Origin of the sequence: Azospirillum sp. SYSU D00513 (assembly GCF_017356015.1) — a bacterium.
Classification (GTDB): Bacteria; Pseudomonadota; Alphaproteobacteria; order Azospirillales; family Azospirillaceae; genus Azospirillum.
The window spans coordinates 82,017-108,419 of sequence record NZ_JAFIQV010000025.1 but is presented as its reverse complement, the minus strand read 5'-3'; the positions used below and the strand labels follow the sequence as shown (position 1 = coordinate 108,419).

Annotated in this window: 23 protein-coding genes; 14 read left to right on the top strand and 9 right to left on the bottom strand. The window is 69.3% G+C overall.

The window, feature by feature from the left end; translation table 11 throughout:
* Nucleotides 1-394 precede the first annotated feature (394 nt).
* The 9 genes from JUB11_RS18960 to JUB11_RS18920 all read left to right on the top strand — a co-directional run bounded on the left by JUB11_RS18960 (nt 395) and on the right by JUB11_RS18920 (nt 10,862).
* Nucleotides 395-3,313 (top strand): PAS domain-containing protein, encoded by a 2,919-nt coding sequence (locus JUB11_RS18960; RefSeq protein WP_207460138.1) that lies wholly within the window; start codon nt 395-397, stop codon nt 3,311-3,313.
* Nucleotides 3,314-3,403: 90 nt separating this feature from the next.
* Entirely contained in the window at nt 3,404-4,351 is a 948-nt protein-coding gene (locus JUB11_RS18955) for a LysR family transcriptional regulator (RefSeq protein ID WP_207460137.1), read from the top strand.
* A 63-nt stretch (nt 4,352-4,414) separates the two neighbouring features.
* Nucleotides 4,415-5,233 carry a putative hydro-lyase gene (locus JUB11_RS18950; protein ID WP_207460136.1) on the top strand — a complete coding sequence of 273 codons (819 nt, stop codon included), beginning with the start codon at nt 4,415-4,417 and terminating at the stop codon, nt 5,231-5,233.
* Between the two features lie 30 nt (nt 5,234-5,263).
* Nucleotides 5,264-6,262: a TRAP transporter substrate-binding protein gene (locus tag JUB11_RS18945; protein WP_207460135.1), complete on the top strand. Its 999-nt coding sequence runs from the start codon at nt 5,264-5,266 to the stop codon at nt 6,260-6,262.
* 134 nt (nt 6,263-6,396) lie between these two features.
* Entirely contained in the window at nt 6,397-6,906 is a 510-nt protein-coding gene (locus JUB11_RS18940; protein WP_207460134.1) for a TRAP transporter small permease, read from the top strand.
* 4 nt (nt 6,907-6,910) lie between these two features.
* The gene (locus JUB11_RS18935) at nt 6,911-8,212 is read left to right on the top strand and encodes a TRAP transporter large permease subunit (protein WP_207460133.1); all 1,302 of its coding nucleotides are present in this window, start codon (nt 6,911-6,913) and stop codon (nt 8,210-8,212) included.
* Between the two features lie 10 nt (nt 8,213-8,222).
* Nucleotides 8,223-8,948 (top strand): 5-oxoprolinase subunit PxpB, encoded by a 726-nt coding sequence (gene pxpB / locus JUB11_RS18930; RefSeq protein WP_207460132.1) that lies wholly within the window; start codon nt 8,223-8,225, stop codon nt 8,946-8,948.
* Entirely contained in the window at nt 8,945-10,024 is a 1,080-nt protein-coding gene (locus JUB11_RS18925; protein ID WP_207460131.1) for a biotin-dependent carboxyltransferase family protein, read from the top strand. Before pxpB ends, JUB11_RS18925 begins: the two co-directional genes overlap by 4 nt.
* Before the next feature lie 58 nt (nt 10,025-10,082).
* Nucleotides 10,083-10,862: a 5-oxoprolinase subunit PxpA gene (locus tag JUB11_RS18920; RefSeq protein ID WP_207460130.1), complete on the top strand. Its 780-nt coding sequence runs from the start codon at nt 10,083-10,085 to the stop codon at nt 10,860-10,862.
* 34 nt (nt 10,863-10,896) lie between these two features.
* Here the strand turns inward: JUB11_RS18920 and JUB11_RS18915 are convergent, their stop codons facing one another.
* The 5 genes from JUB11_RS18915 to JUB11_RS18895 form a co-directional block, all read right to left on the bottom strand.
* Nucleotides 10,897-11,238, bottom strand: a complete 342-nt coding sequence (locus JUB11_RS18915; protein ID WP_207460129.1) for a hypothetical protein — start codon at nt 11,236-11,238, stop codon at nt 10,897-10,899.
* 298 nt (nt 11,239-11,536) lie between these two features.
* A complete protein-coding gene (locus JUB11_RS18910; RefSeq protein WP_207460128.1) occupies nt 11,537-12,001 on the bottom strand; it encodes a periplasmic heavy metal sensor in 465 nt (154 codons plus the stop codon).
* A complete protein-coding gene (locus tag JUB11_RS18905; RefSeq protein WP_207460127.1) occupies nt 11,998-12,426 on the bottom strand; it encodes a hypothetical protein in 429 nt (142 codons plus the stop codon). Before JUB11_RS18905 ends, JUB11_RS18910 begins: the two co-directional genes overlap by 4 nt.
* Nucleotides 12,423-12,995, bottom strand: a complete 573-nt coding sequence (locus tag JUB11_RS18900; protein WP_247887161.1) for an RNA polymerase sigma factor — start codon at nt 12,993-12,995, stop codon at nt 12,423-12,425. Before JUB11_RS18900 ends, JUB11_RS18905 begins: the two co-directional genes overlap by 4 nt.
* A gap of 350 nt (nt 12,996-13,345) precedes the next feature.
* Nucleotides 13,346-14,371: a hypothetical protein gene (locus JUB11_RS18895; protein ID WP_207460125.1), complete on the bottom strand. Its 1,026-nt coding sequence runs from the start codon at nt 14,369-14,371 to the stop codon at nt 13,346-13,348.
* Nucleotides 14,372-15,121: 750 nt separating this feature from the next.
* Here JUB11_RS18895 and JUB11_RS18890 point away from each other — a divergent pair.
* Together JUB11_RS18890 and JUB11_RS18885 are read left to right on the top strand one after the other, a co-directional pair.
* The gene (locus JUB11_RS18890; protein WP_207460124.1) at nt 15,122-17,281 is read left to right on the top strand and encodes a carbohydrate-binding domain-containing protein; all 2,160 of its coding nucleotides are present in this window, start codon (nt 15,122-15,124) and stop codon (nt 17,279-17,281) included.
* A gap of 311 nt (nt 17,282-17,592) precedes the next feature.
* Nucleotides 17,593-18,549, top strand: coding sequence for a hypothetical protein (locus JUB11_RS18885; protein WP_207460123.1), 957 nt, complete (start codon nt 17,593-17,595; stop codon nt 18,547-18,549).
* A gap of 91 nt (nt 18,550-18,640) precedes the next feature.
* Here the strand turns inward: JUB11_RS18885 and pdxA are convergent, their stop codons facing one another.
* Together pdxA and JUB11_RS18875 are read right to left on the bottom strand one after the other, a co-directional pair.
* Entirely contained in the window at nt 18,641-19,672 is a 1,032-nt protein-coding gene (gene pdxA / locus JUB11_RS18880; RefSeq protein WP_207460122.1) for a 4-hydroxythreonine-4-phosphate dehydrogenase PdxA, read from the bottom strand.
* Nucleotides 19,669-20,793 carry a four-carbon acid sugar kinase family protein gene (locus JUB11_RS18875; RefSeq protein ID WP_207460121.1) on the bottom strand — a complete coding sequence of 375 codons (1,125 nt, stop codon included), beginning with the start codon at nt 20,791-20,793 and terminating at the stop codon, nt 19,669-19,671. The genes pdxA and JUB11_RS18875 overlap by 4 nt, the downstream gene beginning before the upstream one ends.
* Before the next feature lie 262 nt (nt 20,794-21,055).
* On the opposite strand from JUB11_RS18875, the gene JUB11_RS18870 reads away from it, so the two are divergent.
* A complete protein-coding gene (locus JUB11_RS18870) occupies nt 21,056-21,256 on the top strand; it encodes a hypothetical protein (protein ID WP_207460120.1) in 201 nt (66 codons plus the stop codon).
* 87 nt (nt 21,257-21,343) lie between these two features.
* The gene (locus JUB11_RS18865) at nt 21,344-22,468 is read left to right on the top strand and encodes an endonuclease/exonuclease/phosphatase family protein (protein ID WP_207460119.1); all 1,125 of its coding nucleotides are present in this window, start codon (nt 21,344-21,346) and stop codon (nt 22,466-22,468) included.
* Nucleotides 22,469-22,589: 121 nt separating this feature from the next.
* Here the strand turns inward: JUB11_RS18865 and JUB11_RS18860 are convergent, their stop codons facing one another.
* The gene (locus JUB11_RS18860) at nt 22,590-23,630 is read right to left on the bottom strand and encodes an OmpA family protein (protein ID WP_207460118.1); all 1,041 of its coding nucleotides are present in this window, start codon (nt 23,628-23,630) and stop codon (nt 22,590-22,592) included.
* 232 nt (nt 23,631-23,862) lie between these two features.
* Here JUB11_RS18860 and JUB11_RS18855 point away from each other — a divergent pair, with 232 nt between their 5' ends.
* Nucleotides 23,863-24,843, top strand: coding sequence for an EamA family transporter (locus JUB11_RS18855; protein WP_207460117.1), 981 nt, complete (start codon nt 23,863-23,865; stop codon nt 24,841-24,843).
* On the opposite strand, the gene hflX is transcribed toward JUB11_RS18855, so the two are convergent.
* Nucleotides 24,844-26,196: a GTPase HflX gene (gene hflX, locus JUB11_RS18850; RefSeq protein WP_207460116.1), complete on the bottom strand. Its 1,353-nt coding sequence runs from the start codon at nt 26,194-26,196 to the stop codon at nt 24,844-24,846.
* Between the last annotated feature and the right edge of the window lie 207 nt (nt 26,197-26,403).

The window sequence follows — 26,403 nt, the reverse complement described above, 5'->3', positions numbered from 1 at the left end:
CCCATCCCGAACTCGGCCGTGAAACACCTCAGCGCCAATGGTACTGCGTCTTAAGGCGTGGGAGAGTCGGTCGCCGCCAGGTCACCAGGACCCAAGGACACGCAGCTCGGCAACACACAGCCACTTGCACCTGTCATCACCCATTCGAACGGCCCGGATCTCATGATCCGGGCCGTTTCGCGTTTTGCTTGCGCCATCGGTCATACGACCAGTTTATGGTCCTATACCGTCGACAGGGGCAGGCCCGCTATGGCAAATCCTGTTTCCCGTCACTGCTCAGCGTACCGATGCCTTCCAGCCTGATCCGCCGCCTCCCGCCCTTCGAAAGCCGCCGTCCAAGGACCGCTGCTTCCCTTTGCTCTGTCCATGACGGGTGTGAACAGGTGCGCCTTCGATGGAACAGATGATGGCGCCGGACAGGAGCACCGCCCACGCCAGCTTTCTTGCCGGGGGCGGAGAGATGGGGGAGCTGATCCGCTCCCATGACTGGCGGGCTTCGCCGTTGGGAGCACCGGAGCAATGGCCGCAGGGGCTCAAGACCGCGGTTCGCCTGCTTCTGACCTCGCGCCACCCGATGTTCATCTGGTGGGGCGACGAGCTGATCCAGTTCTACAACGACTCCTACCGTCAGACCCTCGGGCCCGAGCGCCATCCCAGTGCCTTGGGGCAAGCTGGCCGGCAATGCTGGTCCGAAATCTGGGACGTCATCGGCCCGCAGATCGACCATGTCATGTCTGGGCAGGGGGCCACCTGGAACGAAGACCAGCTCCTGCCCATGACGCGCCACGGGCAGAAGGAGGAGGTCTGGTGGACCTACGGCTTCAGCCCGATCGGTGACGAGGACCAGCCGGGCGGCGTCGGCGGCGTGTTGGTCGTGTGCAGCGACGTCACCGAGCGGCACAGGATCACCGAGGCGCTGAAACAGCGCGAGGAGCAGCTCCGGCAGGCCAACGAGGATCTCGCAAGGGCCGTCGCCGAGCGCACGGCGGCGCTGGCCAGCAGCGAGGAGCGCTTCCGGCAGCTTGCCTCCATGGCGCCGGGCATCGTCTGGTACGGGAACCCGGACGGAACGCTGAGCTATCTCAATGAGTTCTGGTTCAGCTACACCGGGCAGACGCCGGAAGAGGCGCTGCCGACGGGCTGGGCCTCCGTCCTTCATCCCGACGACGTGGACGATCTCCAGGCCGTCTGGGCCGCCGCTCGCGCCAGCGGAACCGTCTACGACACGGAAGCCCGCCTGCGCCGGCATGATGGGACCTATCGCTGGTTCCTGATCCGCGCCGAGCCGGTGCGGGACGACCAGGGCCGGGTGACCGGCTGGATCGGCAACGACTTGGACATCCAGGACCGCAAGGTCATGGAGGAGGGGCTTCGCAACGACCGCGACCGCATGTGGCGGCTGTCGACCGACATCATGCTGGTGGCGCGCTTCGACGGTACCATCGAGTCGGTGAACCCGGCCTGGACAAGCCTGTTCGGCTGGACGGAGGAGGATCTGGTCGGGTCGGTCTTCCTCGACCTCGTGCATCCCGACGACGTGGAATCGACGATGTCCGAGGTCGGCAGCCTCGCCGACGGCCAGACCACCTGGCGGTTCGAGAACCGTTACCGGCACAAGGACGGCAGCTACCGCCGGATATCCTGGACCGCCGTCCCCGACGAGAGCTTCATCCACGCGGTCGGCCGTGACGTCACCGCCGAGCGCGACGCGGAAGCCGCCCTGCGGGCCGCGGAGAAGCAGCTCGTCCAGTCGCAGAAGATGGAAGCGGTGGGCCAGCTGACCGGCGGCGTGGCCCACGACTTCAACAACCTGCTTCAGGTCATCAGCGGCAACCTCCAGCTCCTGGCGCGGGACGTTGCCGGCAACGAGCGGGCGGAGCTGCGGGTGCGCAACGCTTTGAGCGGCGTGTCGCGCGGCTCGAAGCTCGCCTCTTCGCTTCTGGCCTTCGCCCGGCGGCAGCCGCTGGAACCCAAGGCGGTCAATCTCGGGCGTCTCATCCGCAGCCTCGACGACATGCTGCGGCGTGCGCTCGGCGAGGGGATCGAGATCGAGACGGTCAGCGGGGCCGGTCTCTGGAACACGCTGGTCGATCCGGCGCAGGTGGAAAACGCGCTCCTCAACCTGGCGATCAACGCGCGCGACGCGATGGACGGCCACGGGAAGCTCACCATCGAAACCGGGAACGCATCGCTGGACGACCATTACGCGCAGCGGCATGCCGAGGTGAAGGCGGGCCAGTATGTCATGCTCGCCGTCAGCGACACCGGCTGCGGCATGGCGCCCGACGTGTTGGAGCGGGTGTTCGAGCCCTTCTACAGCACCAAGCCCGAGGGCAAGGGCACGGGCCTGGGGCTTTCCATGGTCTACGGCTTCGTCAAGCAGTCCGGCGGCCATGTGAAGATCTACAGCGAGCCAGGCCAGGGCACCACGATCCGCCTCTACCTGCCACGCACGCACCAGGAGGAGGATGTCGCCACCGATCTGGAGACCGGGCCCGCGCGCGGCGGCTCGGAGACGGTGCTGGTGGTCGAGGACGACGACGAGGTGCGCGCGGTCGTGGTCGAGATGCTGTCCGATCTCGGCTACCGGGTGCTGAAGGCCCGCGAGGCGCAGAGCGCGCTCGCCATCCTGGAGAGCGGCGTGTCCGTTGACCTGCTCTTCACCGACGTGGTCATGCCCGGCTCCCTGCGCAGTCCCGAGCTGGCGCGCAAGGCACGGGAGCGGCTGCCGAACATCGCCGTGCTCTTCACATCCGGCTACACGGAGAACGCCATCGTCCATGGCGGACGCCTCGACGCCGGGGTGGAGCTTCTGTCCAAGCCCTACACGCGCGAGGCGCTCGCCCGCAAGCTGCGCCATGTCCTGCGCAACCAGCAGCAGCGCAACGGCGCCCGGCCGGCGACTGCGGTGGGAGGCCTGTCCGGTCCCGGCGGGACGGCGCCCTTGCGCGTCCTGCTCGTCGAGGACGACGCGCTCATCCGCATGACCACCACCGACATGCTCGCGGGCTTCGGCCACAGCGTGCTCGAGGCGGAGGATGCCGAGCAGGCGCTGTCCATCCTGGAGGCGCAAGCGGTCGATCTGCTGCTGACCGACCTGACCTTGCCGGGAATGTCCGGCGACGAGCTGGCCTTGCGGGTGCTGGAGCGCCGTCCAGGGCTTCCCGTGGTGTTCGCCACGGGACACGACCGGCCGCCGGGCATAGAAGGACAGGGGCCGCTCGCGGCGGCGACCCACCTGATGAAGCCTTACGACGCCGGAAGCTTGGCGCATGCCCTGCGCATGGCGACGCGGAAGGCCGGCGCGCCGTAGGGCGGATGCCGGTGCCGCTCCTGCGGTGCCGCGCTTGCGCGGCGGGGCGGTTGGCGTGAAGATCGTTCATTCCGTCAGCCGGTTTGGGCGATGCTGGACCTGAAGAACCTGGAAGCCTTCGTGTGGATCACCCGGCTGGGCGGCTTCCGGGCCGCGGCCGGGCGGCTCAACACGACCCAGCCGGCCGTGTCCGCCCGCATCGCGCAGCTCGAGCGGGAGCTTGGCGTCCAGCTTTTCAACAGGGACACGCGCCGGGTCACGCTGACGCCCAAAGGCTTGGAACTGCTGGGCCATGCCGAGCGGATGCTGGCGCTCCAGGCCGAGCTGGTGCAGGCGGTCGCGGAATCCACCACGCTGCGCGGGCTGATCCGGCTGGGGGTGTCGGAGACGATCGTGCACACCTGGCTGTCCCGGCTGATCGAGCGGCTGCATCACCGATTCCCGCTGGTCAGCCTGGAGGTCGAGGTGGACACCTCCATCAACCTGCGCAACGGGCTGCTGGCGCACGAGATCGACATCGCCTTCATGCTCGGCCCCATGCCGGAGCCGGACATGCGGAACCTCGCCCTGTGCCGCTACCCGCTGGCTTGGGCGGCGAGCCCGGTGCTCGCGCTTCCGGACGGTCCCTTGAGCCTCGCCGAGCTGGCGCGCTTTCCGGTCATTTCCTTCTCGCGCCGGACCAAGCCGTCGGTCGCCATCCAGCGGATGTTCCTGCGTCCCGACCTGCCGCCGCTGCGCTTCTACGGGAACAGCTCGCTCGCCAGCATCGTGCGCATGGCGCTGGACGGCATCGGCATCGGCGCCATCCCGCCCGCCGTGATCGGCCGCGAACTGGCCGAGGGCCGGCTCAGGCTCGTGCCGGCGGAGGACCCGTTGCCCGGGCTCGACTTCACCATCTGCTATCCCGCCGGCACCGACAACCCGCTGGTCCCCATCGTCGCGGACATGGCGCTGGAGGTCGCTGTGTCGGCGAATGATCAGAATCCTTTATCGAAACCGATCCAAAATCAGGATTTGACTGATATGACGAATGCGTGAACCCTGGTGGTACGACCGATGCACAGCGAGACCCCGCCCGTGATGCCAGCCCTCGCCCGGAGCATGCCCAAACCGGAAGGTCCGCCGACGCGGCCCGGCGCGGCGGCCCGCGCGCTGATCCGCCGGGGCGGTCACCCTGGTCCCACGGCGGGGCTGGCGCCCGGCCATGTGCAGGCGAACCTCGCCATCGTTCCCGCCGACGCCGCCCCGGCCTTCGAGCGCTTCTGCCGGGCCAACCCGGTGCCCTGTCCGCTGCTCGCCGTTTCGCGGCCGGGCGATCCGGGCCTGCCGGAGCTGGGGGCCGGCATCGACCTGCGCACCGACCTGCCGCGCTACCGCGTCTATCGCGACGGCGCCCCGGCGGAGGAACCGGCGGACTTGCTGTCCGTCTGGCGCGACGATCTGGTGGCCTTCGCCATCGGCTGCTCCTTTTCCTTCGAGGAGGCGCTTCTGGCCGAGGGCCTGCCGGTCCGCCACATCGAGATGGGCTGCAACGTGCCGATGTACGTCACCGACCGGCCTTGCGTGGCGGCACCGCCCTTCGGCGGGCGGATGGTGGTTTCCATGCGTCCGATGACGCCGGCCCAGGCCGATCGCGCCGCCGCGATCACCCGCCGCTTCGCCGCCGTGCACGGCGCACCGGTCAGCATCGGGGATCCGGCGGCACTCGGCATCCGTGACCTCTCCAGCCCCGATTTCGGCGACGCGGTGCGGCTGGATCCGGGCGAGGTCCCCGTCTTCTGGGCCTGCGGCGTCACCCCGCAGATGGCGCTCATCGCCGCCCGCCTTCCCTTCGCCATCGCCCACAGCCCCGGCCACATGCTGATCACCGATCGGCTGAACGCCGAGCTGGCGGGCGTATCCACGGTTCCGGTCGCATAAACGCCTCATAGAACAGGGAGCACCCAGAACATGACCGCGATCAGGCCCAAGGCCACCCTGCGTTCCTGCCTCGCCGCCGCCGTCTTCGGGCTCGGCCTCGCCGCCACCCCGGTCGCGGCGCTCGCCGAGAGCTGGGACATGCCGACCCCCTATCCGGACACGAACCTGCACACCGTCACGGTGCGCCAGTTCGCGGCGGACGTGAAGGCCGCCACCGGCGGCAAGATCGACATCACGGTCCACTCCAACGGCTCGCTGGTGAAGCATCCGGAGATCAAGCGGGCGGTCCAGTCCGGGCAGGCCCAGCTCGGCGAGGTGCTGGTCAGCTCCTGGGGCAACGAGGATCCGCTCTTCAACCTCGACACCGTGCCCTTCCTGGCCAGCGACTTCGCCTCCTCGCGCAAGCTGTACGAAGCCTCCAAGCCCTATCTGGAGAAGAAGCTTGAGCGCCAGCGGCTGAAGCTCCTCTACTCGATCCCCTGGCCGCCGCAGGGCCTGTACGTGAAGGAGGAGATCGGGTCGATCGACGCGCTGAAGGGCCAGAAGTTCCGCGCCTACAACCCGGCCACCACCCGCATCGCCGAGCTGGCCGGTGCCGTGCCGACCAAGATCGAGGCGGCGGAGGTCGCCCAGGCCTTCGGCACGGGAATCGTGACCGCCATGATCACCTCGGCCGCGACCGGCGTGGACAGCAAGGCCTGGGACTTCGTGAAGGTCTATTACGACGTCCAGGCCTGGCTGCCGCGCAACATGGTCTTCGTCAGCAGCGAGGTCTGGAAAGGGCTGGACGCCGACGCCCAGAAGGCCATCACCGAGGCCGCCGCCAAGGCCGAGGCCGCGGGCTGGGTCGAGTGGGAGAAGAAGACGTCCGAGCTGAACAAGACGCTCGCCGACAACGGGGTGAAGGTTCTTCCCCCCTCGGAGAAGCTCAAGTCCGGCTTCGTCGCCATCGGCAAGACCATGACCGACGAATGGATGAAGGCCGCCGGCGCCGATGGCGCCGCGATCATCGAGGCCTTCCGCAAGTAAGGCCCGGCCTCGCCGCCTTCCCTTGTCCGCGTTGCCGGGCGGGGAAGGGGCGGGGCACCGACACCGCTCCGCATCCCATCCGCCCCCGCGGACGCCGTTTTCCCGGCACCGCCTTTTCTGGAGCCGGCCGCGCCATGCGAACCGCCCTGTCCTTCCTCTACCGCGCGGCCGAGATGCTGGGCGCGCTGTTTCTGGTCCTGATCGGGATTCTGATCGTTTCGCAGGTGTTCGCCCGGCTGGCCGGGCGGATGGTGCCGGGGGCGGACGAGCTGGCCGGCTACTGCATGGCCGCCTCCTTCTTCCTGATGCTGGGGCCGGCGTTGCGGCGGGGTGCCCACATCCGCGTCGGCGTGCTGGTGGAGCGGCTGCGGGGTGGCGCGCGGCGTGCGATGGAGCTCGCCTGCCTGCTTTTCGCCACGGCGCTCACCGGCTATTTCGCCTTCTACTGGCTGCGCATGACCTGGGATTCCTATGATTTCGGCGATGTGGGGCAGGGCATCCTGCCGGTCCCGCTCTGGATCCCGCAGGCGGCGATGGGGGCCGGGCTGGTGATCCTGGTCGTGGCGCTGCTCGACGACCTGCTGGCCGTGCTCCGCGGCCGGCCCGCCTCCTACGAGACCGCCGCCATGCAGAGCGAGGGCTGAAGCCATGGATCAGACGATCGCATCCGTCATCGTCGTGGCGACGATGTTCCTCATGCTCGGCGCCGGCGTCTGGGTGGCGCTGGCGCTGGCGGGCGTGGGCTTTGTCGCCATGGCGCTTTTCACCACGCGGCCCATCGGCATGGTCATGGCGACCAACATCTGGGGCGCCAGCACCTCCTGGACGCTGACGGCGTTGCCGCTCTTCATCTGGATGGGCGAGATCCTGTTCCGCACGCGCATCTCGGCCGACATGTTCAAGGGGCTGGCGCCCTGGACGGGCTGGCTGCCCGGTCGGCTGATGCACGTGAACATCGTCGGCTGCACGATCTTCGCGGCGGTCTCCGGATCGTCAGCGGCGACGGCGGCGACCATCGGCCGCATGACCATCCCGGAGCTGACCCGGCGAGGCTACGACCCGATGATGATCGTCGGCTCTCTGGCCGGGGCGGGGACGTTGGGGCTGCTGATCCCGCCCTCCATCATCATGATCGTCTATGGCGTGGCGGCGGACGTGTCGATTGCCCGTCTCTTCATCGCCGGCGTCATCCCCGGCATCGTGCTGACGCTGCTGTTCATGGCCTATGTCGGCGCCTGGTCGCTGATGAACCCGGCCCGCGTGCCCCCGCGCGAGGCGGGGCAGAGCCTGGGCGAAAAGATCCGCGACACGGGCTCCCTCATCCCGGTCATGCTGCTGATCATTGCCGTGCTCGGCTCCATCTACGCCGGCATCGCCACGCCGACGGAGGCCGCGGGCATCGGCGTGCTGGGGTCGCTGGTCCTGGCGCTCGCCACCGGCACGCTGAGCTGGGTGACCTTCCGCGACAGCGTGCTGGGGGCGGCCCACACCTCCTGCATGATCGGCTTCATCCTGGCGGGTGCCGCCTTCCTGACGGTCGCCATGGGCTACACCGGCATTCCGCGCCTGCTGGCGGAATGGATCACCTCCATGCAGCTCTCCACCGCCTCGCTTCTGGTCGTGCTGACCTTGTTCTTCGTGCTGATGGGCTGCTTCCTGGACGGGATCTCGATGGTGGTGCTGACCACCTCGGTCATTCTGCCGATGGTGCAGGGGGCTGGCATCGACCTGCTGTGGTTCGGGATCTACATCATCATCGTGGTGGAGATGGCGCAGATCACCCCGCCGGTCGGCTTCAACCTGTTCGTCCTGCAATCCATGACCGGCAAGGATATCTTCACCATCGGCAAGGCGACCCTTCCCTTCTTCGGCCTGATGATCGTCATGGTGGTCCTGCTCTGGATCTTCCCGGGCATGGTCACCTGGCTGCCGTCCCTGATGATCGGGTGAGGGCTTCCCTTTGGACGCGATCCGCTTCACCACGGTCGGCGACACCGCCTTCAACGTCGAGTTCGGCGAGGGCATAGACCGGCCGACCAACGCCCGCGTCATGGCGCTGCACGCCCGGCTGAAGGCGGCGCGTCCGCCCGGGCTGGTCGAGACGGTGCCGACCTTCCGCTCCCTCATGGTCGTCTACGACCCGCTGGCGACCGGCCGCCGCGACATGCAGGCCGCCGTGGAGGCGGAGCTCTCCGGTCTGGGCACGGCGGCGGGAACGGGCGCGCTCTGGCGCCTGCCGGTCTGTTACGATGGGGAGCTTGGGCCGGACCTGGAGGAGGTCTCGGCGGCGCTCGGTCTGACGGCGGGGGCTCTGGCCGAGCGCCACGCGGCGGGCGAGTATTTCGTCTACATGCTGGGTTTCATGCCGGGCTTCGGCTACATGGGCGACTTGGCACCCGAGCTGGAGCGGCCGCGCCGGACCGAGCCGCGCGTGCGCGTGCCCGCCGGGTCCGTCGCCATGGCCGGGCGGCTGACCACCGTCTATCCCTGGGAGAGCCCCGGCGGCTGGCATCTGATCGGGCGCTGCCCGGTGCCTCTCTACGACGCCACGCGCCCGTCGCCCGTTCTGCTGGCGGCTGGCGACCGCGTCCGTTTCGAGCCGGTGGACCGCGCCCGCTTCGACGCACTGGCGGCGGAGGCGGCAAGCGGGCGCTTCGATCCCGAAAGCCTGAGGGCCGCGCCATGACCGCCCCCTTTCTGACAGCCCACTGCCTCACGGTCGCGCGCCCCGGCCTGTTCGCCACGATCCAGGATCTCGGCCGCTTCGGCCACCAGGAGCTGGGCATGCCCGTGGCCGGCGCACTGGACCCCATCGCGCTCCGGCTCGCCAACGCGCTGGTCGGCAACCCGCAGGGCACGGCGGGCGTCGAGGTGGCACTGCTCGGCCCGGCACTGAGGGTCGAGGCGGAGTCGGTGCGGGTCGCCGCGGTTGGGCCGATGGCGCTGAGCCTGGAGCGGGAGGGCCAGGCGCCGACGCCGCTCGCCGCCAACCGGACCCATCGGCTCCGGCGCGGTGACCTGCTGGTGCTCGGCGCCGTGACGGGGGCGTCGGTCGCCTATCTGGCGGTGGCCGGCGGGCTGGCCTTCGAGCCCTTCCTCGGCAGCCTCTCCACCTATGTCAGGGCCGGGGTCGGACCGCTCGGGGGCAAGCCGCTGGGGCAGGGCGCGCGCCTGCCGCTCGTGCTCGGCGATGCGCCGGAGGGCGCCGAGGTCGAATTGCCGGAGCCGCCGGACTATGCGACGGGGCCGTTGCGCGTCGTGCTCGGCCCGCAGGAGGACCGCTTCACGGAGGAGGCAGTCGAGACCTTCCTGTCATCCGGCTTCAGGGTCGGCAAGGAGGCGGACCGCATGGGGCTGCGGCTGGAAGGGCCTGCCCTGGCGCACAGGGGCTCCGCCGACATCCCGTCCGACGGGCTGGTGACCGGCTCCATCCAGGTGCCGGGCAGCGGGCAGCCGATCCTTCTGCTGAACGACCACCAGACGGCCGGCGGCTACGCCAAGATCGCGACGGTCATCTCGGCTGACCTGCCGCGCGCCGGGCGCCTGCGGCCGGGCGACGCGCTGTCCTTCCGGGCGGTCACGGTGGAGGAGGCCGAGGCGATCCGGCGAAGGCAGGAGCAGGCGCTGGCCGGGATGATCCGGCGCATCCGCGCGGTGCGCCCGGCGGGCGGGATCGACCTGGACGCGCTCTACACCGAGAATCTGGTGTCGGGCGTCGTGGATATCGTGAACGGCAACGCCGACATTCCGGATCTTTTATAAGGTCCGGCGGGCAGCGGCGCGGGTCGCCGACGGAAAAATGCAGGAAGGGGAACGCGCCATGACCATCACCGTCAACCTGAACGCCGACCTGGGCGAGGGCTTCGGCGCCTACGACATCGGCGACGACGAGGCGATGCTCGGCATCATAGCCTCGGCCAACATCGCCTGCGGCTTCCATGCGGGCGACCCGGCGGTGATGACGCGCACCGTCCGCAACGCCCTGTCCAAGGGCGTCAGCCTCGGCGCGCACCCCTCCTACCCCGACCTCCAGGGTTTCGGGCGGCGGCCGCTGCGCATGGCGGCGGCCGAGGTGGAGGCGATGGTCGCCTATCAGGTCGGGGCGCTGATGGGCATCGCCGCGACCTGCGGCGGTGCCGTCACCCACGTCAAGCCGCATGGCGCATTGAACAACATGGCGGCCGTGGACGCCTCGCTCGCCATGGCGATCGGGCGCGCGATCAAGGGTGTCGATCCCTCGTTGATCTATCTCGCCCCCGCCGGGTCGGAGATGGCGAAGGCCGGCCGCGCGCTGGGCCTGCCGACGGCGGAGGAGGTCTTCGCCGACCGCGGCTACGACGACGAGGGCAACCTCGTGCCGCGCGGGCAGCCGGGGGCGATGATCCACGATCCGGATCTTGCGGCGGCCAACGTGCTGCGCATGCTGGAAGAGGGCGTCATCGTCTCGGCTTCGGGCAAGCGCATCCCCTGCACCGCCCATTCCGTCTGTGTTCATGGCGACGAGCCGAGCGCCGTCGCCATGGCGTCCACGCTGCGCCGCAGGCTGGAGGAGAAAGGGGTGCGGATCGTGACCCTGCCGGAGATGCGCGAGCGCTTCTGAGCGGTCCGCGCGGTCCCCGCAGGCCCTGCTCCCGTCAGGCGGTCCCCTTGCCGGTGCTCCAGGGGCCGATGTCGTCGATCCGGCACACCGCCGGGACGGTGACGTGCGGGCGGGTGCGCAGGCTGAATTCCCGCACCTCGGCGCGGCCGGTCCGTTCCAGCCAGCGCACGGCGCGCAGCACCTGTTCCGGGTCGCTAGCCAGGCTGTTTTCTATATAAAGGAGGGCGACGGCCCCGTTCCCGGACTCCAGCATCCGGTTCCGGCAGAGTGCCGCCACGCGTTCGGCGAAGGGGGCGATGTCCCCGTCCGGCGGAGGAGCGCCTTGGCTTGCTGTGCCACGCCGCGGTATGTCGCGCCTGAATTCGACGATGCCCATGGTGACGTGCCTCCTCTGTCGGAACGCTGAACAGTGCGGGGCCGGCGTAATCTCCGTTTCGAAAGGGCTCCCCCAAAAGCTCCGGCCGAGGTTGCGGCGGGACGGTGCCGGGAGGGGCTTCAGGTTTGAAAAGATGCCCACGGGGAAGGACCCCGTGGGCGGGAGGTCAAACCTTTGCGAGGCGCATCCCGCTGCCGCCGTTGGCGAGGAGACAGCGAAACATGTTCGCAAGGCTGAATGTACGCTCTGCCGAGCAAAAGGGCCAAGATATTGTCCCTATTCACCCGATAGTTTCCCCTTATGGCTGGCGCCTGGGGCCAGGGCGTCCGGGGCCAAGTTCCACCAGCCGCCGCCGCCCTTCCTCCGACATGCGGCCCAGCACCTCGATCACCTTTGCGTCGAGTTGCCGGCGCAGTTCCATATCGGTCGTCCGCGCCGTCTCGAAAGCCTGGTTGAGGGCCTCGGCGTCGAACGGCTTGGCGGCCGCGGCGGTCCGCAGCCGCCGCTGCAGCTCCTCCATGTTCCCGCCCATCCGGGCGAGCGTGCCGCGCTCCGCCTCGAAGGCCTGGCGCAGGATCTCGGAGTCGGCCGGGGGCAGGGCCTCGGACGCGCGCTCCACGAAGCGCCGCACGGCATGTTCGGGACCCGGCGGGGGCGGGTGGTGGAAGAAGCGCGCGGCGAAGACGCCGCCCAGCAGCATGTTCCCGGCCAGCGAGGCGACGAGCAGGTACCAGGGCCAGCGGCGCTGGACGGTCCGCGTCATTGGGCAACTCCCAGATAGCCGTTCATCACCAGTATGTCGGGAAGCCCAGCGGCATAGGCGTCCTGGACCGGCAGGAGTCCGGTGCTGGTGACCAGGAAGCCGACCAGCCCCATGACGGCGAGGAAGCTCGCCGTCGGCCAGAAGCTCAAGGGGGCGGGCGCCAGCCGCCAGGGCGACGCGTCGGCGGATGCGGCGGCATCGATGCGGGCGGCGATGCGGCCCATCGCGCGCTCCACGGCGGCGTCGGATACCCGTGGAACAGCCCGGTCGAGCAAGGCGTCGAGGGCGGCGGCCTCGGCCAGCAGGGTGCGGGCCTCCTCGGATTCGTCGAGCAGGATCGTGGCTTCCACTCCGGCCGGCGCCGGCCAGCGGTCGAGGTCGCCGCCATGCAGATCCACGTAACGCTTGAACTCTTTGAGTGTCATGGCTGATCGCCGTCCTTCTGACGGATCACTGTGTTGAGCTTTGACCGGACCATCCGCCGCGCCCGCACGAGCAGGCTTTCCATCGCCGAGACGGACACCTGCAGGATCTCCGACGCCTCCGCGCAGCTCATGTCCTGGTAATAGCACAGGCTGAGCGCTGCCCGCTGCCGCTCGGGCAGGGCGGCGATGGCGGCCTCCACCGCCGCCCCCATCTGCCGCTCTTCGATCAGCCGTTCCGCGCCCGGCGAGGGATCGGGAAGCTCGACGGCCTCGTCGAGCGGCTGGAAGCTCCGGCGGCGGCGGTAGTCGATGGCGCGGTTGAGCACGATGCGGTAGAGCCAGGTCGAGAAGCGGAAGCCGTCGCCGCGCCAGCGGTCGGCGTGGGTCCAGACCTGCACGAAGGCGTCCTGCACCACCTCCTCGGCATCGCTCGCGTTTCCGACGACCTTCTGGGCCATGGCGATGCTGCGGCGCAGATGCCGGCGGGCCAGGACGTCGAAAGCCGCCCGGTCGCCCGCGGCCACCTCGGCCATCAGTGTCTCGTCGTCCGCTTCGTCCAAAAGCGCCAAAAACCCATCCTTCGCCCCTCGAGGGCGCCTTCGATCAGCCATGATACGTCGGCAGCGCCGGGAATCCTGCGCGGCCGGAGAAAATTTCGTGGACGCCATCCGGAAGATGGCGGTGTGCGGGCAACGGGAAGACGGCCGGGGGAAGACGGCCGGGGGAAGACAGGCGGGCGCAGCGGAGCCCGGAAAAGCGGCCCGCCTGGCCTTCAGGCTGCCCCTGGACATCGACCAGGCCACCCGGCCGGAAGCAGGTCGGGACGGCGCCATGGCGGCGCCGCAGAAGGAGGCAGCGGGAAAGGCGTGCGCTCCTTGGCCGCCGTCCCCGCCGCCCGGATCACCCGGACCCGAGGCCCTTAGAAGGCGGTTTCCATCTGCGGGATCTCCGCGCCGTGGCCGTGGGCCGGGAACAGGTCGAGGGATTCCATGACGTCCGTGAACTGGTCCACGGCGGACACGACATCATCGTCCAGCGTCACGGCGGCATTCGCGGCGACGTGGTGATGGAGCAGGGCGCCGTCCTCCTTTGGTGCGAGGGGCGTGTCCGATGCGGCGTTCCCGGACGCGCTCGGCTCCACGAGGGCCGGCCGGGCCGGAGCGTCGTGCCAGTAGCCGCCGGCTCCGGCCTGGGCGCGCCCAAGCCCGTGGCCCGTTTCCACGCCCATTCCATTGGGCGCCGCTCCGCCGAACCGATCCGCGATCCCCTCCGGATGGTCATGCCAGAGGGTGACATCCTGGCCGGCGTGGTCAGCTTCGGTCGCCGCCGTTTCGGATGAGGACTGGTTCTCCTCCCCGGCGGTGGCGGTGTCGGCGACCGGCCGGCCGGTCGCGTCGATGTGCTCTTGCCGCGCCACCTCGCGGACCAGATGCAGGACGCCCTGGATGTCGCCGACGCTGTCGCCCGTGGCCTCGGCCAGGAGCCGAGCGAGGGGATCGGCGCCGTGCGCGCCGTGGCTCATGTCCGCCGCGCGGTCCGCTTCCGTCTGATCTTCCACTGCCGTGCCAGCATCACCGCTGTTGGTCCCAGTCTCGGCTGAATCGCTTTCCTGCGCTTCGGCCAGGGCCTCCTTCACGTCGAGATAGGCGGCCTTGAGAGCGGCGATGTCTCCCTCGGTGAGATCGTCCAGGGATGGCGCCGGGGCGGGGCGGATAGCGCCGTCCGTGTGGCCAAGCGCGGTGGTGGAGAGAGTGGATTCCCCCACGTCCGCGGTGGCGGCGGTATTCGCCGCCGAAGCGTCGGCCGAAGCGTCAGCGGTGGCGGTGGAAGCCGTGGCGTTCTGCTCGGCAGCCGTGCTGCCCGACAGGCCCTGATCCGCGCTCGCCGAAACGGCGGTGCCGGCCAGGGTGGTCTTGAGCATTTCAGTGACGAGGTTGATAGCCATGTTCATTCTCCTAACATTTCAGCCGAAATCATCAGTGCAAGGCGAATGGAAACCTTCCCTGCGAGGCAGTGAGTCATCGCCGTTCGTGGTGCATTGATTTTGGCTGTTTCTTTCTCTGTCCATCAGAGAGCTTCGAAACTTAGTTCAGACTTCCGGAATGGGAAAGAAATTAAATGATGCGATGCTGTTTAGTCACAGAATGACTTCTATAGTCCTATGGTTTCACTTGAAGCTTGCTCGGGCCATCCTTGGTGCCGACAGGCTTTTCAATTTTTCTGGTCATCGGCGTGTCTCCACTTCGGTGTCTGCCGTCGGCGCATTCGCGCCGGCGGGGACAGCCGGGCGTATCGAGGCCGGGATGGACCCGCCTGGCTTTTGGGTTCCGCCCCGTCGGAGCGGCGCCTTGGACATCGCCAAGCCGCCCGGCTGTCGGAACTGATACGGCCGCCAGTGGAAACTCCTGCGCTAGGGAGTTGTGATCAAAATAGGCCGGGGAAAACCGCTTGGCGCCGTCGCGGATACGGACGGTTTGGCAGGAAAGCTGGAAGATTTTTTTCTAATCGGATTCTTTGTGGTTTTGCCGGATATGGCTCGCGCGTGCGCGATGTTGCCTTGCCGCAGCATGCAAGAAAATCCTCCCGTGGCTTATCTTTGCCACAAGGGAAGGGGTGTTTGCGTTGGTTTTGGTAACGATCCGTTAACCTTTGGGCGGCAAGGATCTGGTCACCGCAAACATCACGGATAAAAGTAATGGCTACGAACACTACTGGTTCGTCTGCGACGAATATTGTCGTCAATGCTTATGGCAACTCGACCGATGATCTGGCTCCGCATTTCCGTCTGCTTGTCGACGGCAAGGAGGTCGGCTCGGCTTCGGTGACCGCGACCAGCGCCAAGCCCTACAGCTTCACCGCCGATCTCGCGGCCGGCGAGGAGCACACGGTCCAGGTCGTCTACGACAACGACGATGCGAACAGCCAGTATCGTGACCTCTACGTGAAATCCATCAGCGTCAACGGCAACACCCTCCAGGCGGCGGACGCCGTCTATGAGCGGCAGGACGACGATGCCCCGGCCGAGCCCATGGATGGCCAGGAAGGCCTGTGGTGGAACGGCGGGCTGACCTTCCAGACGCCGTCCTCCTTCGTCACGGGCTCGGCCGCATCGGCGACGCCGCTCACCGGCAACGGCACGGACAGCGCAACCGGCGCCTCCACCAACGGCGGCGAAAGCGGCAGCGGTGGCTCGGACGCGGCAACCTCCATCGTCGTGAACGCCAGGGGCAGTGCGGCCGGCGGCCAGAACGCCCACTTCACCGTGCTGGCCGATGGGCAGAAGATCGGGGAGGGCACGGCCTCCACCGACGCCAAGGACTTCACCTTCGAGGCCGATCTCAGCAGCGGCCAAGCGCACAAGATCCAGGTGCAGTACGACAACGATGGCGCCGCCGCCGGTGCCGACCGCAACCTGCACGTCAGCACGGTGACGATCAACGGCCATGAGGTGGCCTCGACCGACGCCACGGCCAGCTACGACAAGGGCACGCTGGACGGCCAGGACGTGGTCAAGGGGCAGGCCGACCTCTACTGGAACGGCACGCTGGTGGTGAACGCGGACAAGCCCCTGTTCACGGCAGGCGGCACGAACGCAACGGACACCACGACCGGCACCGGCACGGATACTGGTACCGACAGCACCGCCGGCACTGGGACGATCACCGGTTCGGACACGGCCACCGGTTCGGACACGGCCACCGGTTCGGACGCGGGCACCGGTTCGGACACGGACACCGGCACGGCCAGCGGCGCCATCGCCGACGGTTATCTGCACACCGAGGGCAGCCAGATCGTCGACAGCTCGGGCCAGAACGTGAAGCTGACGGGCGTGAACTGGTTCGGCGCCGAGGGCTACGCCTTCGCCCCCCAGGGCATGTGGCAGGACAGCTACACGAACATCATGGACCAGATGAAGGAGCAGGGCTTCAACACCATCCGCCTGCCCTGGTCCGACGCCATGCTCGACGACGGGCGCATGCCGACCGGCATCGATTACTCACTGAACCCGGAACTGGAAGGCAAGACCAGCCTGGAGGTGTTCGACGCGATCATCGACTATGCCGACCAGACCGGCATGAAGATCATCCTCGACCACCACCGGTCCGGCGACGGCGCCTCGGCCAACGAGAACGGCCTCTGGTACACGGACGACTATCCGGAATCCGTGATGATCGAGAACTGGAAGATGCTGGCCGAGCGCTACGCCGACAACCCGTCGGTCATCGCCGCCGACCTGCACAACGAGCCGCACGGCCAGGCCACCTGGGGCGACGGCAACCAGGCCACCGACTGGGCCGCCGCGGCCGAGCGCATCGGCAACGCCATCCAGTCCGTCAACCCGAACTGGCTGATGATCGTCGAGGGCGTGGAGCAGTCCGCCGAGGGAACCTACTGGTGGGGCGGCAACCTGGACGGGGTGAAGACGGACCCGATCGACTTCGACGTGGACGGCAAGCTGGTCTATTCCGTGCACGACTACCCGCCCTCCATGGCCGGCTTCGGCTGGTTCAGCGACTCCGACTTCCCGAACAACATGACGGAGGTCTGGAACGACGCCTGGGGCTGGATCGTGCAGGACGAGGTCGCCCCGGTGCTGGTCGGCGAGTTCGGCACGAAGCTGGAGACCACCCAGGACCAGCAGTGGCTGGACGCCTTCATCCAGTATGTGGACGGCGACTACGACGGCGACGGCCAGTCCGACCTTGCCGCCGGCGAGGAGAGCGTCAGCTTCACCTATTGGGGCTGGAGCCCCGGCTCCGGCGACACCGGCGGCATCATGACCGATGACTGGACGGTGAACAGCGCCAAGATGGACGCGATCCAGCCCGCGCTCTACGACGGCACCATCGCGTAAGCGGCGCGGCGCACCAGACGTTCGCGTCGATGAAGAGGGCTGTCCGGCCGGGGCCTTTTGTCCGGCCGGGCAGCCCCTTTCGTCATTGGGCCGGACGTCGATGCCTGAGGATCGGTTCGCCCCTGCCTTCCGCGGAGGTTTCCGCCAAAGACAAGGCTGCCGCGCGTGCATGTGAAACATGACGGCCCCATGAAAGCGGGAACCATTGCCGGGCATGCAAGTTGAGCGCTCTGACAATCGCGGGTCTGCTCGACTGGGAAAGCAGGCAGCCTCGCGGACGCTTCATTGCCTGAAAACACGGGGTCAAGATCATGAAGGAAGGCGTTTACACGTCGCCGGGCAGCGGGAGCCATTCCGCGACCCATTCCGGCACGAGCGTAACCGGCACCACGCACCTGGCATCCGGGGGCGTGGAGGTCCATCCGGGCGTCCACCGCCGCGTGTCCTGGTCGGCGGTCTTCGCGGGCGTCGTGCTGACGCTCGCCATCCAGCTCCTGTTGAGCATGCTGGGCGTCGGTGTCGGCATGACGACCATCGACCCGGCCGCCGGGGCGAACGGCCTGCCGGAGCCGACCAGCTTCAGCATGGGGGCCGGCATCTGGTGGACCGTCAGCTACATGATCGCGCTGGCGGTCGGCGGCTATGTCGCCGCCCGGCTGGCCGGCGTCTCGCTCCGCGGCGACGGCATGATCCACGGCCTGCTGACCTGGGCCTTCGCGCTGCTGGTCAGCGCCTATCTCGTCACCACGGCGGTCGGCGGCATCATGGGCGGCGCGTTCAGCGCGCTTGGCAATGTCACCTCCGGCCTGACCCAGACCGTCCAGCAGGCCGCACCGGAGATCGCCCGCAGCGCCGGCGTCTCGCCCGATGACCTGCGCCGCCAGGCCGAGGACCTGCTGCGCCCGGCCGACCAGCAGGCGAGCCCGGAAGACGCGCGCTCCCGTTTGGTCAGCGCCCTGACCACCATGGCGACCGGCTCCGGCCAGCAGGTCGACGCCGCGCGGCAGGAGGCGACCAGCCTCATCGCGCAGCAGGCCGGCATTCCCGAGGATCAGGCGCGCCAGCGCCTCCAGCAGGTCGAGCAGCAGGTCTCGCAGACCACGCAGCAGGCCACGGAGACGGCGACCCAGGCCGCGGAGACCACAAGCAACGCCCTGTCGGCCGCGGGCATCGGCGGCACGATCTCGCTGCTGCTGGGCGCCATCGCCGCCCTCATCGGTGGCCGCATCGGCACCCGCACCCGGGACGACCGCGTGGTCGTTTCGTAAGAACCGAACCTTGAAAGAGGAAGGCGCGTCGCTTCGGCGGCGCGCCTTTTTCATGACCCGGCCTCAGGCCCTCTGCCTTGAGCTCCCTGCCTCAGGCCGAGGCCAGCCGGGCGGCGGAGAGGGCTTCGGCATATTCGATGGCCTCCAGCAGGCTCAGCTCGTTGGCGATGCCCTTGCCGGCGATGTCGAAGGCGGTGCCGTGATCGACCGAGGTGCGGATGATCGGCAGGCCGAGGGTGATGTTGACCCCGCTCAGCGCGTCCCACGTGCCGGTTTCCGGGTTGACGTTGAAGCCCAGCAGCTTCACCGGGATGTGCCCCTGGTCGTGGTACATCGCCACCACCGCGTCGAACTGCCCGGCGCGCAGCTTCACGAAGACGGTGTCGCCCGGCACCGGGCCGACCACGTCCAGCCCCTCGGCCACGCATCGCGCGATCACGGGCTCGCTGACCTCGATGTCCTGCCGGCCGAACAGGCCGCCCTCGCCGGCGTGCGGGTTCAGTGCCGCCACGGCGATCCGGCGGCGCGGCAGCCCCAGCCCCGCCAGCGCCTCGTGCGTCAGGTCGATGACGTAACGCAGCCGCTCCGGTGTCAGCTTCTTCGGGACCTCCTCCAGCGCGATGTGGGTGGTGACGTGGCTGACGCGCATGTTGCCGTGCGCCAGCATCATCACGGATCCGCGCGCGCCGGTCAGCGCCGCCAGCATGTCCGTGTGGCCAGCGTAATGATAGCCGGCCTTGTTCAAGGCTTCCTTGTTCAGGGGACCCGTCACGATCCCCTGGATGCGGCCGGCCTCGGCCATGCGGACCGCGCGTTCGACCGCGAGATAGGCGAAGCGCCCGCCATCGACCGACAGCACCCCGGGCAGGACCGGCTCGCCCTCCGGACCGGCCTGGAGGCAGGCGAGGGCCGGCCATTCCCCATCCGCCTCGGTCACTTCGGGGATGTCGATGCCGCCGCCGAGCGCGTCCTGCGCCCGGCGCAGCGAAGGGACGCTGCCGATGACCAGCAGCCGCAGGCCGCCGCTCTCCAGCCGCCCCGACAGGCGCCGGCAGGCCTTGACGATGATCTCCGGGCCGACGCCGGCCGGGTCACCCATGGTGATGGCCAGATGCGGTGTCATGGGTTGTCTCCTTCAGGATTCACAGTCGCGGCGAGCAGCCGCCGCAGCAGGCCGGGGTCGCCGAAGGCGCCGGATTTCGAGATGACGCGGACGCCGGCGAACCGGCCGCCCCGCAGTATGGAACAGGGCACGCCGGGCAGGATATGCCCGTCGAGATCCAGCCGCTCCGCCCCCAGCGCGAGGCAGAGACCGCGCAGCGTCTCGCCGCCGGCCACCACGAGCGTGCCCGGAGGGGCGAGCCGCCGGACCAGATCCCCGAACCCCCGTTCGATCCGGCGCGCGGCGTCGGCGCGGTCCAGACCCTCGGGCAATGTCAGGCGGGCCAGGGCGGCGCCTTCCCAGGCGAGGTGGCCGGAGAGAAGGGCGGCGCTGCCCTCACCGCCGTCCGGCAGGTCCAGGACGGTTGTGCCGCAGGCGGAAAGCTGTTCCGCCATGACCGGGTGGTCGGTTCCGAACAGGCCCAGCACCGGGCGCGGAAGGGGCGCATGGCCCGGCCCCGCCGAAGGAACGGCTGGGGGGCCGGCCAGGGCGCCGGCCAGCCCGCCGCTGCCGCACCACAGGACCGGGGCGCCGAGCGCCCGCCCGGCCGTGGAGATGGCGGCCAGGTCGGCGTCGGATTCCGCGTCCCACAGGCTGATGCCGGGCGGAACCGGATCGCCGGGGCGGCAAAGCCGGACCTCCAGCCCTTCGCGCAGGAGATCCGCGCGCAGGTCCGTCTCGGCGGGGCGCCAGCCTTCCGCCCCGCGGACCTGCTGCACGCCGCCGCGCGTGACGCGGCCCTGATAGGGGAAGGCCGGGGCAATGATGCAGTGGGAGGGCGCCACCGCCCCGATCCAGGCGGCGATCTCGGCGCCGGCATGGCCGCGCAGCAGGCTGTCCAGCTTCGCGTAGAGAAGAGCGTCCGGTGCCCGTGCGAGTCCGGCGGCAAGCGCCGCGACGATGGAGCCTGCCTCCTCCCGCGTCCTTTCGCGGGTCCCGCTGTCGATGGCGAGGCTTCCGCCGGGCAGGGGGTGGGGCAGGCCGTTCCAGTGGACGGGGATGGGCTCGGCCGCGCGCGCGAACTGCGCCGCCGTGTCCAGGGCGCCGGTCAGGTCGTCGGCGATCAGCCGCAGCCGCGTCATGCTTTCAGCGCTCCGGCTTCGAGCGATCCTGATCCGTTCGGCTGCGCGGCTGGTACTGGACGTCCGGCCAAGGGGCCTGTTCCTCCGGCTGGGGGCGATGGCCCCGATTGTTCGTTGCTGAAACCAATAATGCCGTCCCCGCGATCTGCCAACATCTTGTGGTGCCGGGGACACCATCGCGCGCGGGCCGTCCTTTCCCGCCGCAGGCTTAAGCCGGCCTTAACCACGGCCGCGTCATGGTGCGCCGAGCATCGGAGGCACCATGACCCATTTCTGGTTCGGCGCGAGCGCCTATCTTCTGTTCAGCGCCATCGCGCTCGCCGAGGCGGAGATCCGCGCCGTGCCGGGCGCCAGCCCCGGCCTGTCCGCGACGGTCCTGGCGGCGCTCCGCTTCGCGCTGCTTTACCCCGCGCGCTGCGCCTTTCATTGGGTCGGCGCGCGGGTCGAACGGCTGATGCGCTGACGCGGAAGCAGCGTCGCGTCTCCGGTCTCGGATCGCTTTCCGTCCCGATCCGTTGGGAAGGGGGAAGATCGATTCCGGCAGGAGACCATGCTTCTCGTCAACTCCGCTGTATGGAGCCTTTCGCTGGCCCTGGTCGGCGCGACGCTGCTGCCGTTCGTCCGGGTGCCGAAATGGTGGATCCGCGTCTTCGATTACCCCCGCCTGCAGATCGCGGTCGGGCTGGCCGGGGCGCTCGCGGTCCAGCCCTTCACCACGATGGGGCGGCCCGGCGGCGGGCTGCTGGGCGGCGTGACCGCGGTCAGCCTGCTCTGGCAGGCCTGGCGCATGATGCCCTACACGCCCCTCAATCCCGTGCAGGCGCCTTCCGCGGCCGGGTCCGGCAGCGATGACGGGGGCAACGGCATCAGCCTGCTCATCTCCAACGTCCTGCAGGACAACCGCTCGGCCGACCGGCTGCTCGCGGTCATCGCCGAGCGCGACCCCGACCTCATCCTCGCCGTCGAGACCGACGCCTGGTGGGACCGGTCGCTGGCCGTGCTGGGGGAGCGCTACCCTTACGCCGTGCGGCACCCGCTGGAGAACACCTACGGCATGCTGCTCTACTCGCGGCTGGAACTGGCCGACGTGCTGGTGCAGAACCGCGTGTCGAAGGACATTCCCTCCATCCGCGCGCGGCTGCGGTTGCGCTCGGGCCACTGGATCGCCCTGCATTGCCTTCACCCGGAGCCGCCGCAGGTCGGCAACGACGTCGAGGAGCGTGACGCGGAACTGCTGATGGTGGGCAAGGAGGTCGCCGGCAGCGAGCTTCCGACGATCGTGTGCGGCGACCTCAACGACGTCGCCTGGTCGCACACCACCCGCCTGTTCCGGCGCATCAGCGGCCTGCTGGACCCCCGGATCGGGCGCTGGTTCTACCCGACCTTCAACGCCGACTGGTGGTTCGCGCGCTGGCCGCTCGATCATGTCTTCCACGACGCGAGCTTCCGGATCCGGGGCCTCGCGGTCTGCCCCCATGTCGGATCGGACCATTTCCCCATCTTCATCGATCTGCTGCACGAACCCGCCACCCGGCCGCAGAGGGAACTCCCGATGGAGCCCGGCGACGAGGAGGAGGTCAAGGAGCGGATCGAGCGCGGGCGCGAGGCCGCCTTCGAGCAGGGGGAGGAGCCCGTCACCGGAAAGCCCGCCGGAGAGCCGCCGCCGGAGCGGTGACCCGGCCCTGTCCGGTCCAGAAAAGCCAGACATGGGAAACCGGACATGGGAAACCGGACATGAAAAGGGCACGGTGGGCAAAGGCCCGCCGTGCCGCGTGAGGTTTCGGAAGAGTTTGTTCTTACTGGACGCGGATGATGACCTCGGCCCGCCGGTTGGACGGCTCGCGGACGTTGGCGCCGGTCTGGGTCAGGAGCTGGTTCTCGCCCTTGCCCTCGACGGAAATGCGGTCGGCCGGAATCCCGCGCGCCACGAGCGCCCGGCGGACCGCCTCGGCCCGGCGGTTGGAGAGGCGCTGGTTGTAGCCGGGGGTGCCGGAGCTGTCGGTGTGGCCGACGACATGGATGCCGACGGCCCGCCGCTGGCCGGCGGACGCCGCCGCGTCGGCGATGATCCGTTCCGACGCCGGGGTGATGTCGGCCTTGTTCCAGTCGAAGAACAGCAGATAGTCGTTCTGCTGCGCGGCCGGCGGAGCCTGCGGCACCGGGGCGGCGGCCATCGGAACCTGGGAGCGCGCCGGGCCGCCGAAGGCGTAACGCAGCCCGACCATGACCGTGTGGTTCTCGTACTCGCCCTTGATCGTCGTGCCGGACACGTCGAACTTCGGATCCTTGGTCACGGCGAAGTAGCGGTAGTCCACGGTCGCGGCGAGGTTGTCCGTGATGTCGTAGGAGGCGCCGACGATGCCCTGGTAGGCGAAGCGGTAGTCGCTGTCGCTGGTGCCGTCGAGCTTCATGCGGACGCGCGTGCCGCCGATGCCGGCGCCGATGTAGGGCTTGACGCCGATCCCGAGGTCGAGGTCATAGAAAACATTGGCCATCACGGCCAGGGAGTTCACCTTGCCGCTCGAACCCAGGCCGGTGAGGTTGGCGCCGCTCACCTCGTCGACGGCGTTCCGCCAGCGCCAGGCGAATTCCAGCTCCCCGCGCAGGCCCATCTGCGTGGCGTAGCCGGCCGAGAGGTTGGCGATGCCGCCGAGATCGAAATCGGCCGTCGCGTCGTTGCCGGGCAGGGCGAGATCGCGCAGGTCGGCGTCCCGCGTCCAGTTCACGCCCGCGCCCGCACCGACATAGAAGCCTTCCGCGGCCAGGGCACCGGCCGGGAGGCCGGACGAGATCAGGGCCGCCAGGGCCGCCGTCGCGGTTGCGTAACGCAGCTTCATGCAACTCTCCACCGTTGAACGTCACAGACCGGAAACGGCGCGGAGCCTCCGGTGTTGTGGCTGGTCCGGGGCGGCGGCCCGCATTTCCCCGGCCTGTGGCATTTCTGCATCCCCGCAAGGGGGTGCCGGGCCGCGCGGGGGAGGCCTGTCGCAATCAGTGGAAACCCGATTCCAGTAGCGTGCTATGAGTTTCCCCGTCCCGCCGCCGGACCCATGCAGGAAAGAGGATCGGATGCCCTTCGCGTTCCGGCAGACAGGCCGCAGCGTTCCGCCCACGCCCGCCGGGCGCGCCGCGCCGGCCGAACCGCCGGTCTCGGCCTACTTACATCTCCTGATCGTCTATCTGGTGTGGGGGAGCAGCTATCTCGCCATCAAGCTCTGCGTGTCGGGGCCGACGGCCTGGGCGCCGCTCCAGCTCCAGACCGCCCGCATGTGGTGCGCGGCACTGGCGCTCGGCGCCATCTCGCTGTTCCTGCATGGCGCGCCGCAGCGGCTGTCGCTGCGCGACCTCGGGCTCTGCGCGGTGACGGGCGTCCTGATGTGGGTCGGCGGGAACGGGCTCTCGACCTTCTCGGCGCAGCACGCCTCCTCGGGCTTCATCGTCATGGCGATGGGGGCGATCCCGCTTTGGACGGTGCTGCTCTCCGCGCTGCTGGAGCGCCGCCGGCCCGGCGCCAAGCCGCTGGCGGCGCTGGGCGTCGGGCTGTTCGGGCTGGGCCTTGTGTTCCTGCCGGCGATGCTGGGCGACGAGCGCTCCTCCATCGACCCGGCCCTGCGCACGACCGTCCTGCTGGCCCTGGTCGGGGCGGGTCTGAGCTGGTCGCTCGGGACCATCCTGCAGAAGCCGCTGGGCACGCGCCTGCCGCCGAGCTGGGCCGCGGCCTGGCAGATGCTGGCGGCCAGCATCGTGCTGACCGGGCTTGCCGCCTGGAACGGCGTAACCGTCCCCGCGGCGGCCACGCCCGTTCAGATCGGGGCCTTCGCCTTCCTCGTGATCCTCGCCTCGGTGGTCTGCCTGATGTCCTACTTGGTCGTCGTCCGCAGCTTCGCCCCGCAGATCAGCTCGACCTTCGCCTATGTGAATCCCGTGGTCGGGGTGGTGCTGAGCTGGCTGATCCTGGACGAGCGGGTGGCGCCGCTCTCGCTGGCGGGCATCCTCGTCATCATCGGCAGCGTGGCGACGCTGCTCGCCCTTCAGAACCGGCGCGCCTGATCACCGATCATCCCGGTGGGCGTGCTCGGCGGCGAAGCGCGCGTAGTCCGCCTCGCCGATGCGCACCCGCAGGCGGGCCAGCCCATCCTCGTCGCGGCGCTCCAGCACCTCCCCATGCTCGTGCAGCCAGGCGAGCGCCCGGCCGTCGGCGGGATCCAGCTCGATGTCCACGACGCGGCTCTCCGTCGAGAGCTTGCGGTCCAGCAGGGCGAGCAGGTCATCCAGGCCGGTGCCCGCCAGCGCCGAAACGGCGACGGCGTGGTCCCCGCGCTCCATCATGCCCTCGTTGACCACGCGCATCTCCAGCGCGGCGCGCCGGGTCGCCGGCAGCAGGTCGATCTTGTTCAGCACCTCCACGACGCGCGGGTCGCGCGCGGCGTCGATGCCGAGGTCGGCCAGCACCTCCTCCACGTCGCCCTTCTGCGCCTCGCTGTCGGGATGCGAGACGTCACGCACATGCAGGATGACGTCGGCCGCCTGAACCTCCTCCAGCGTCGCGCGGAAGGCGGCGACGAGGCCGTGCGGCAGTTCGGAGATGAACCCGACCGTGTCGGACAGCGCCGCCTTGCGGCCGGAGGGCAGGGCGATCTGGCGCACCGTCGGGTCGAGCGTCGCGAACAGCATGTCCTCGGCCTGCACGCGCGCGCCGGACAGGGCGTTGAAGAGGGTGGACTTGCCGGCGTTGGTGTAGCCGACCAGTGCCACCACCGGCGTGTCCGCGCGCTGGCGCGAGCTGCGGTGCAGGGCGCGGGTGCGCCGCAGCCCGGTCAGCTCGCGCTTCAGCCGGGCGATGCGCTCGGTGATCAGGCGGCGGTCGAGTTCGATCTGCGTCTCGCCGGGGCCGCCCAGGAAGCCGAAGCCGCCGCGCTGCCGTTCCAGGTGGGTCCAGGACCGCACGAGGCGGGAGCGCTGGTAGGTGAGGGCGGCCAATTCCACCTGAAGCTGGCCGTCTCGGCTCCGTGCCCGCTCGCCGAAGATCTCCAGGATCAGGCCCGTGCGGTCGATCACCTTCGCGTTGCAGACCCGTTCCAGGTTGCGCTGCTGCACCGGCGTCAGCGCGTGGTCGATCACGACGAGGCCGGTCTCGAAGGCCTCCGCCATCTCCCCCAGCCGCAGCGCGTTGCCGCGCCCGAACAGCGTCGCCGGATCGGGCCGCGCGACCTTGACCGCCTCCGCATGCGCCACCTCCAGCCGGATGGCCTCCGCAAGGCCCCTGGCCTCGTCGAGCCGCGCCTCCGGCGTCCGGGCGGCGTCGGCGTGGAGAAGGGGAAGGATGACCAGCGCGCGCGTCCGGGAACCGGAAGGTGTGTCCGCGCTCACGGGGGATTCACGGTTTTCGGGATTGGAAGCCATCGCGGCGAAGCTCCAGGGAATCGGAAGGGCCAGAGGGCCGGACGGCCGGGAGCGGTCGGGATCGGACGGAGGGCGATCCGACGGCGGGCCAGCCTCGACTGCCCCTCCCAACAGGACCTCCGGGGGGCGGTTCCTACCGCCTCCGGCAAGCGGGGACACGCTATTCCCTATGTCATCCGATGATCCGTGGGTTCGGCTGCGTTGGAG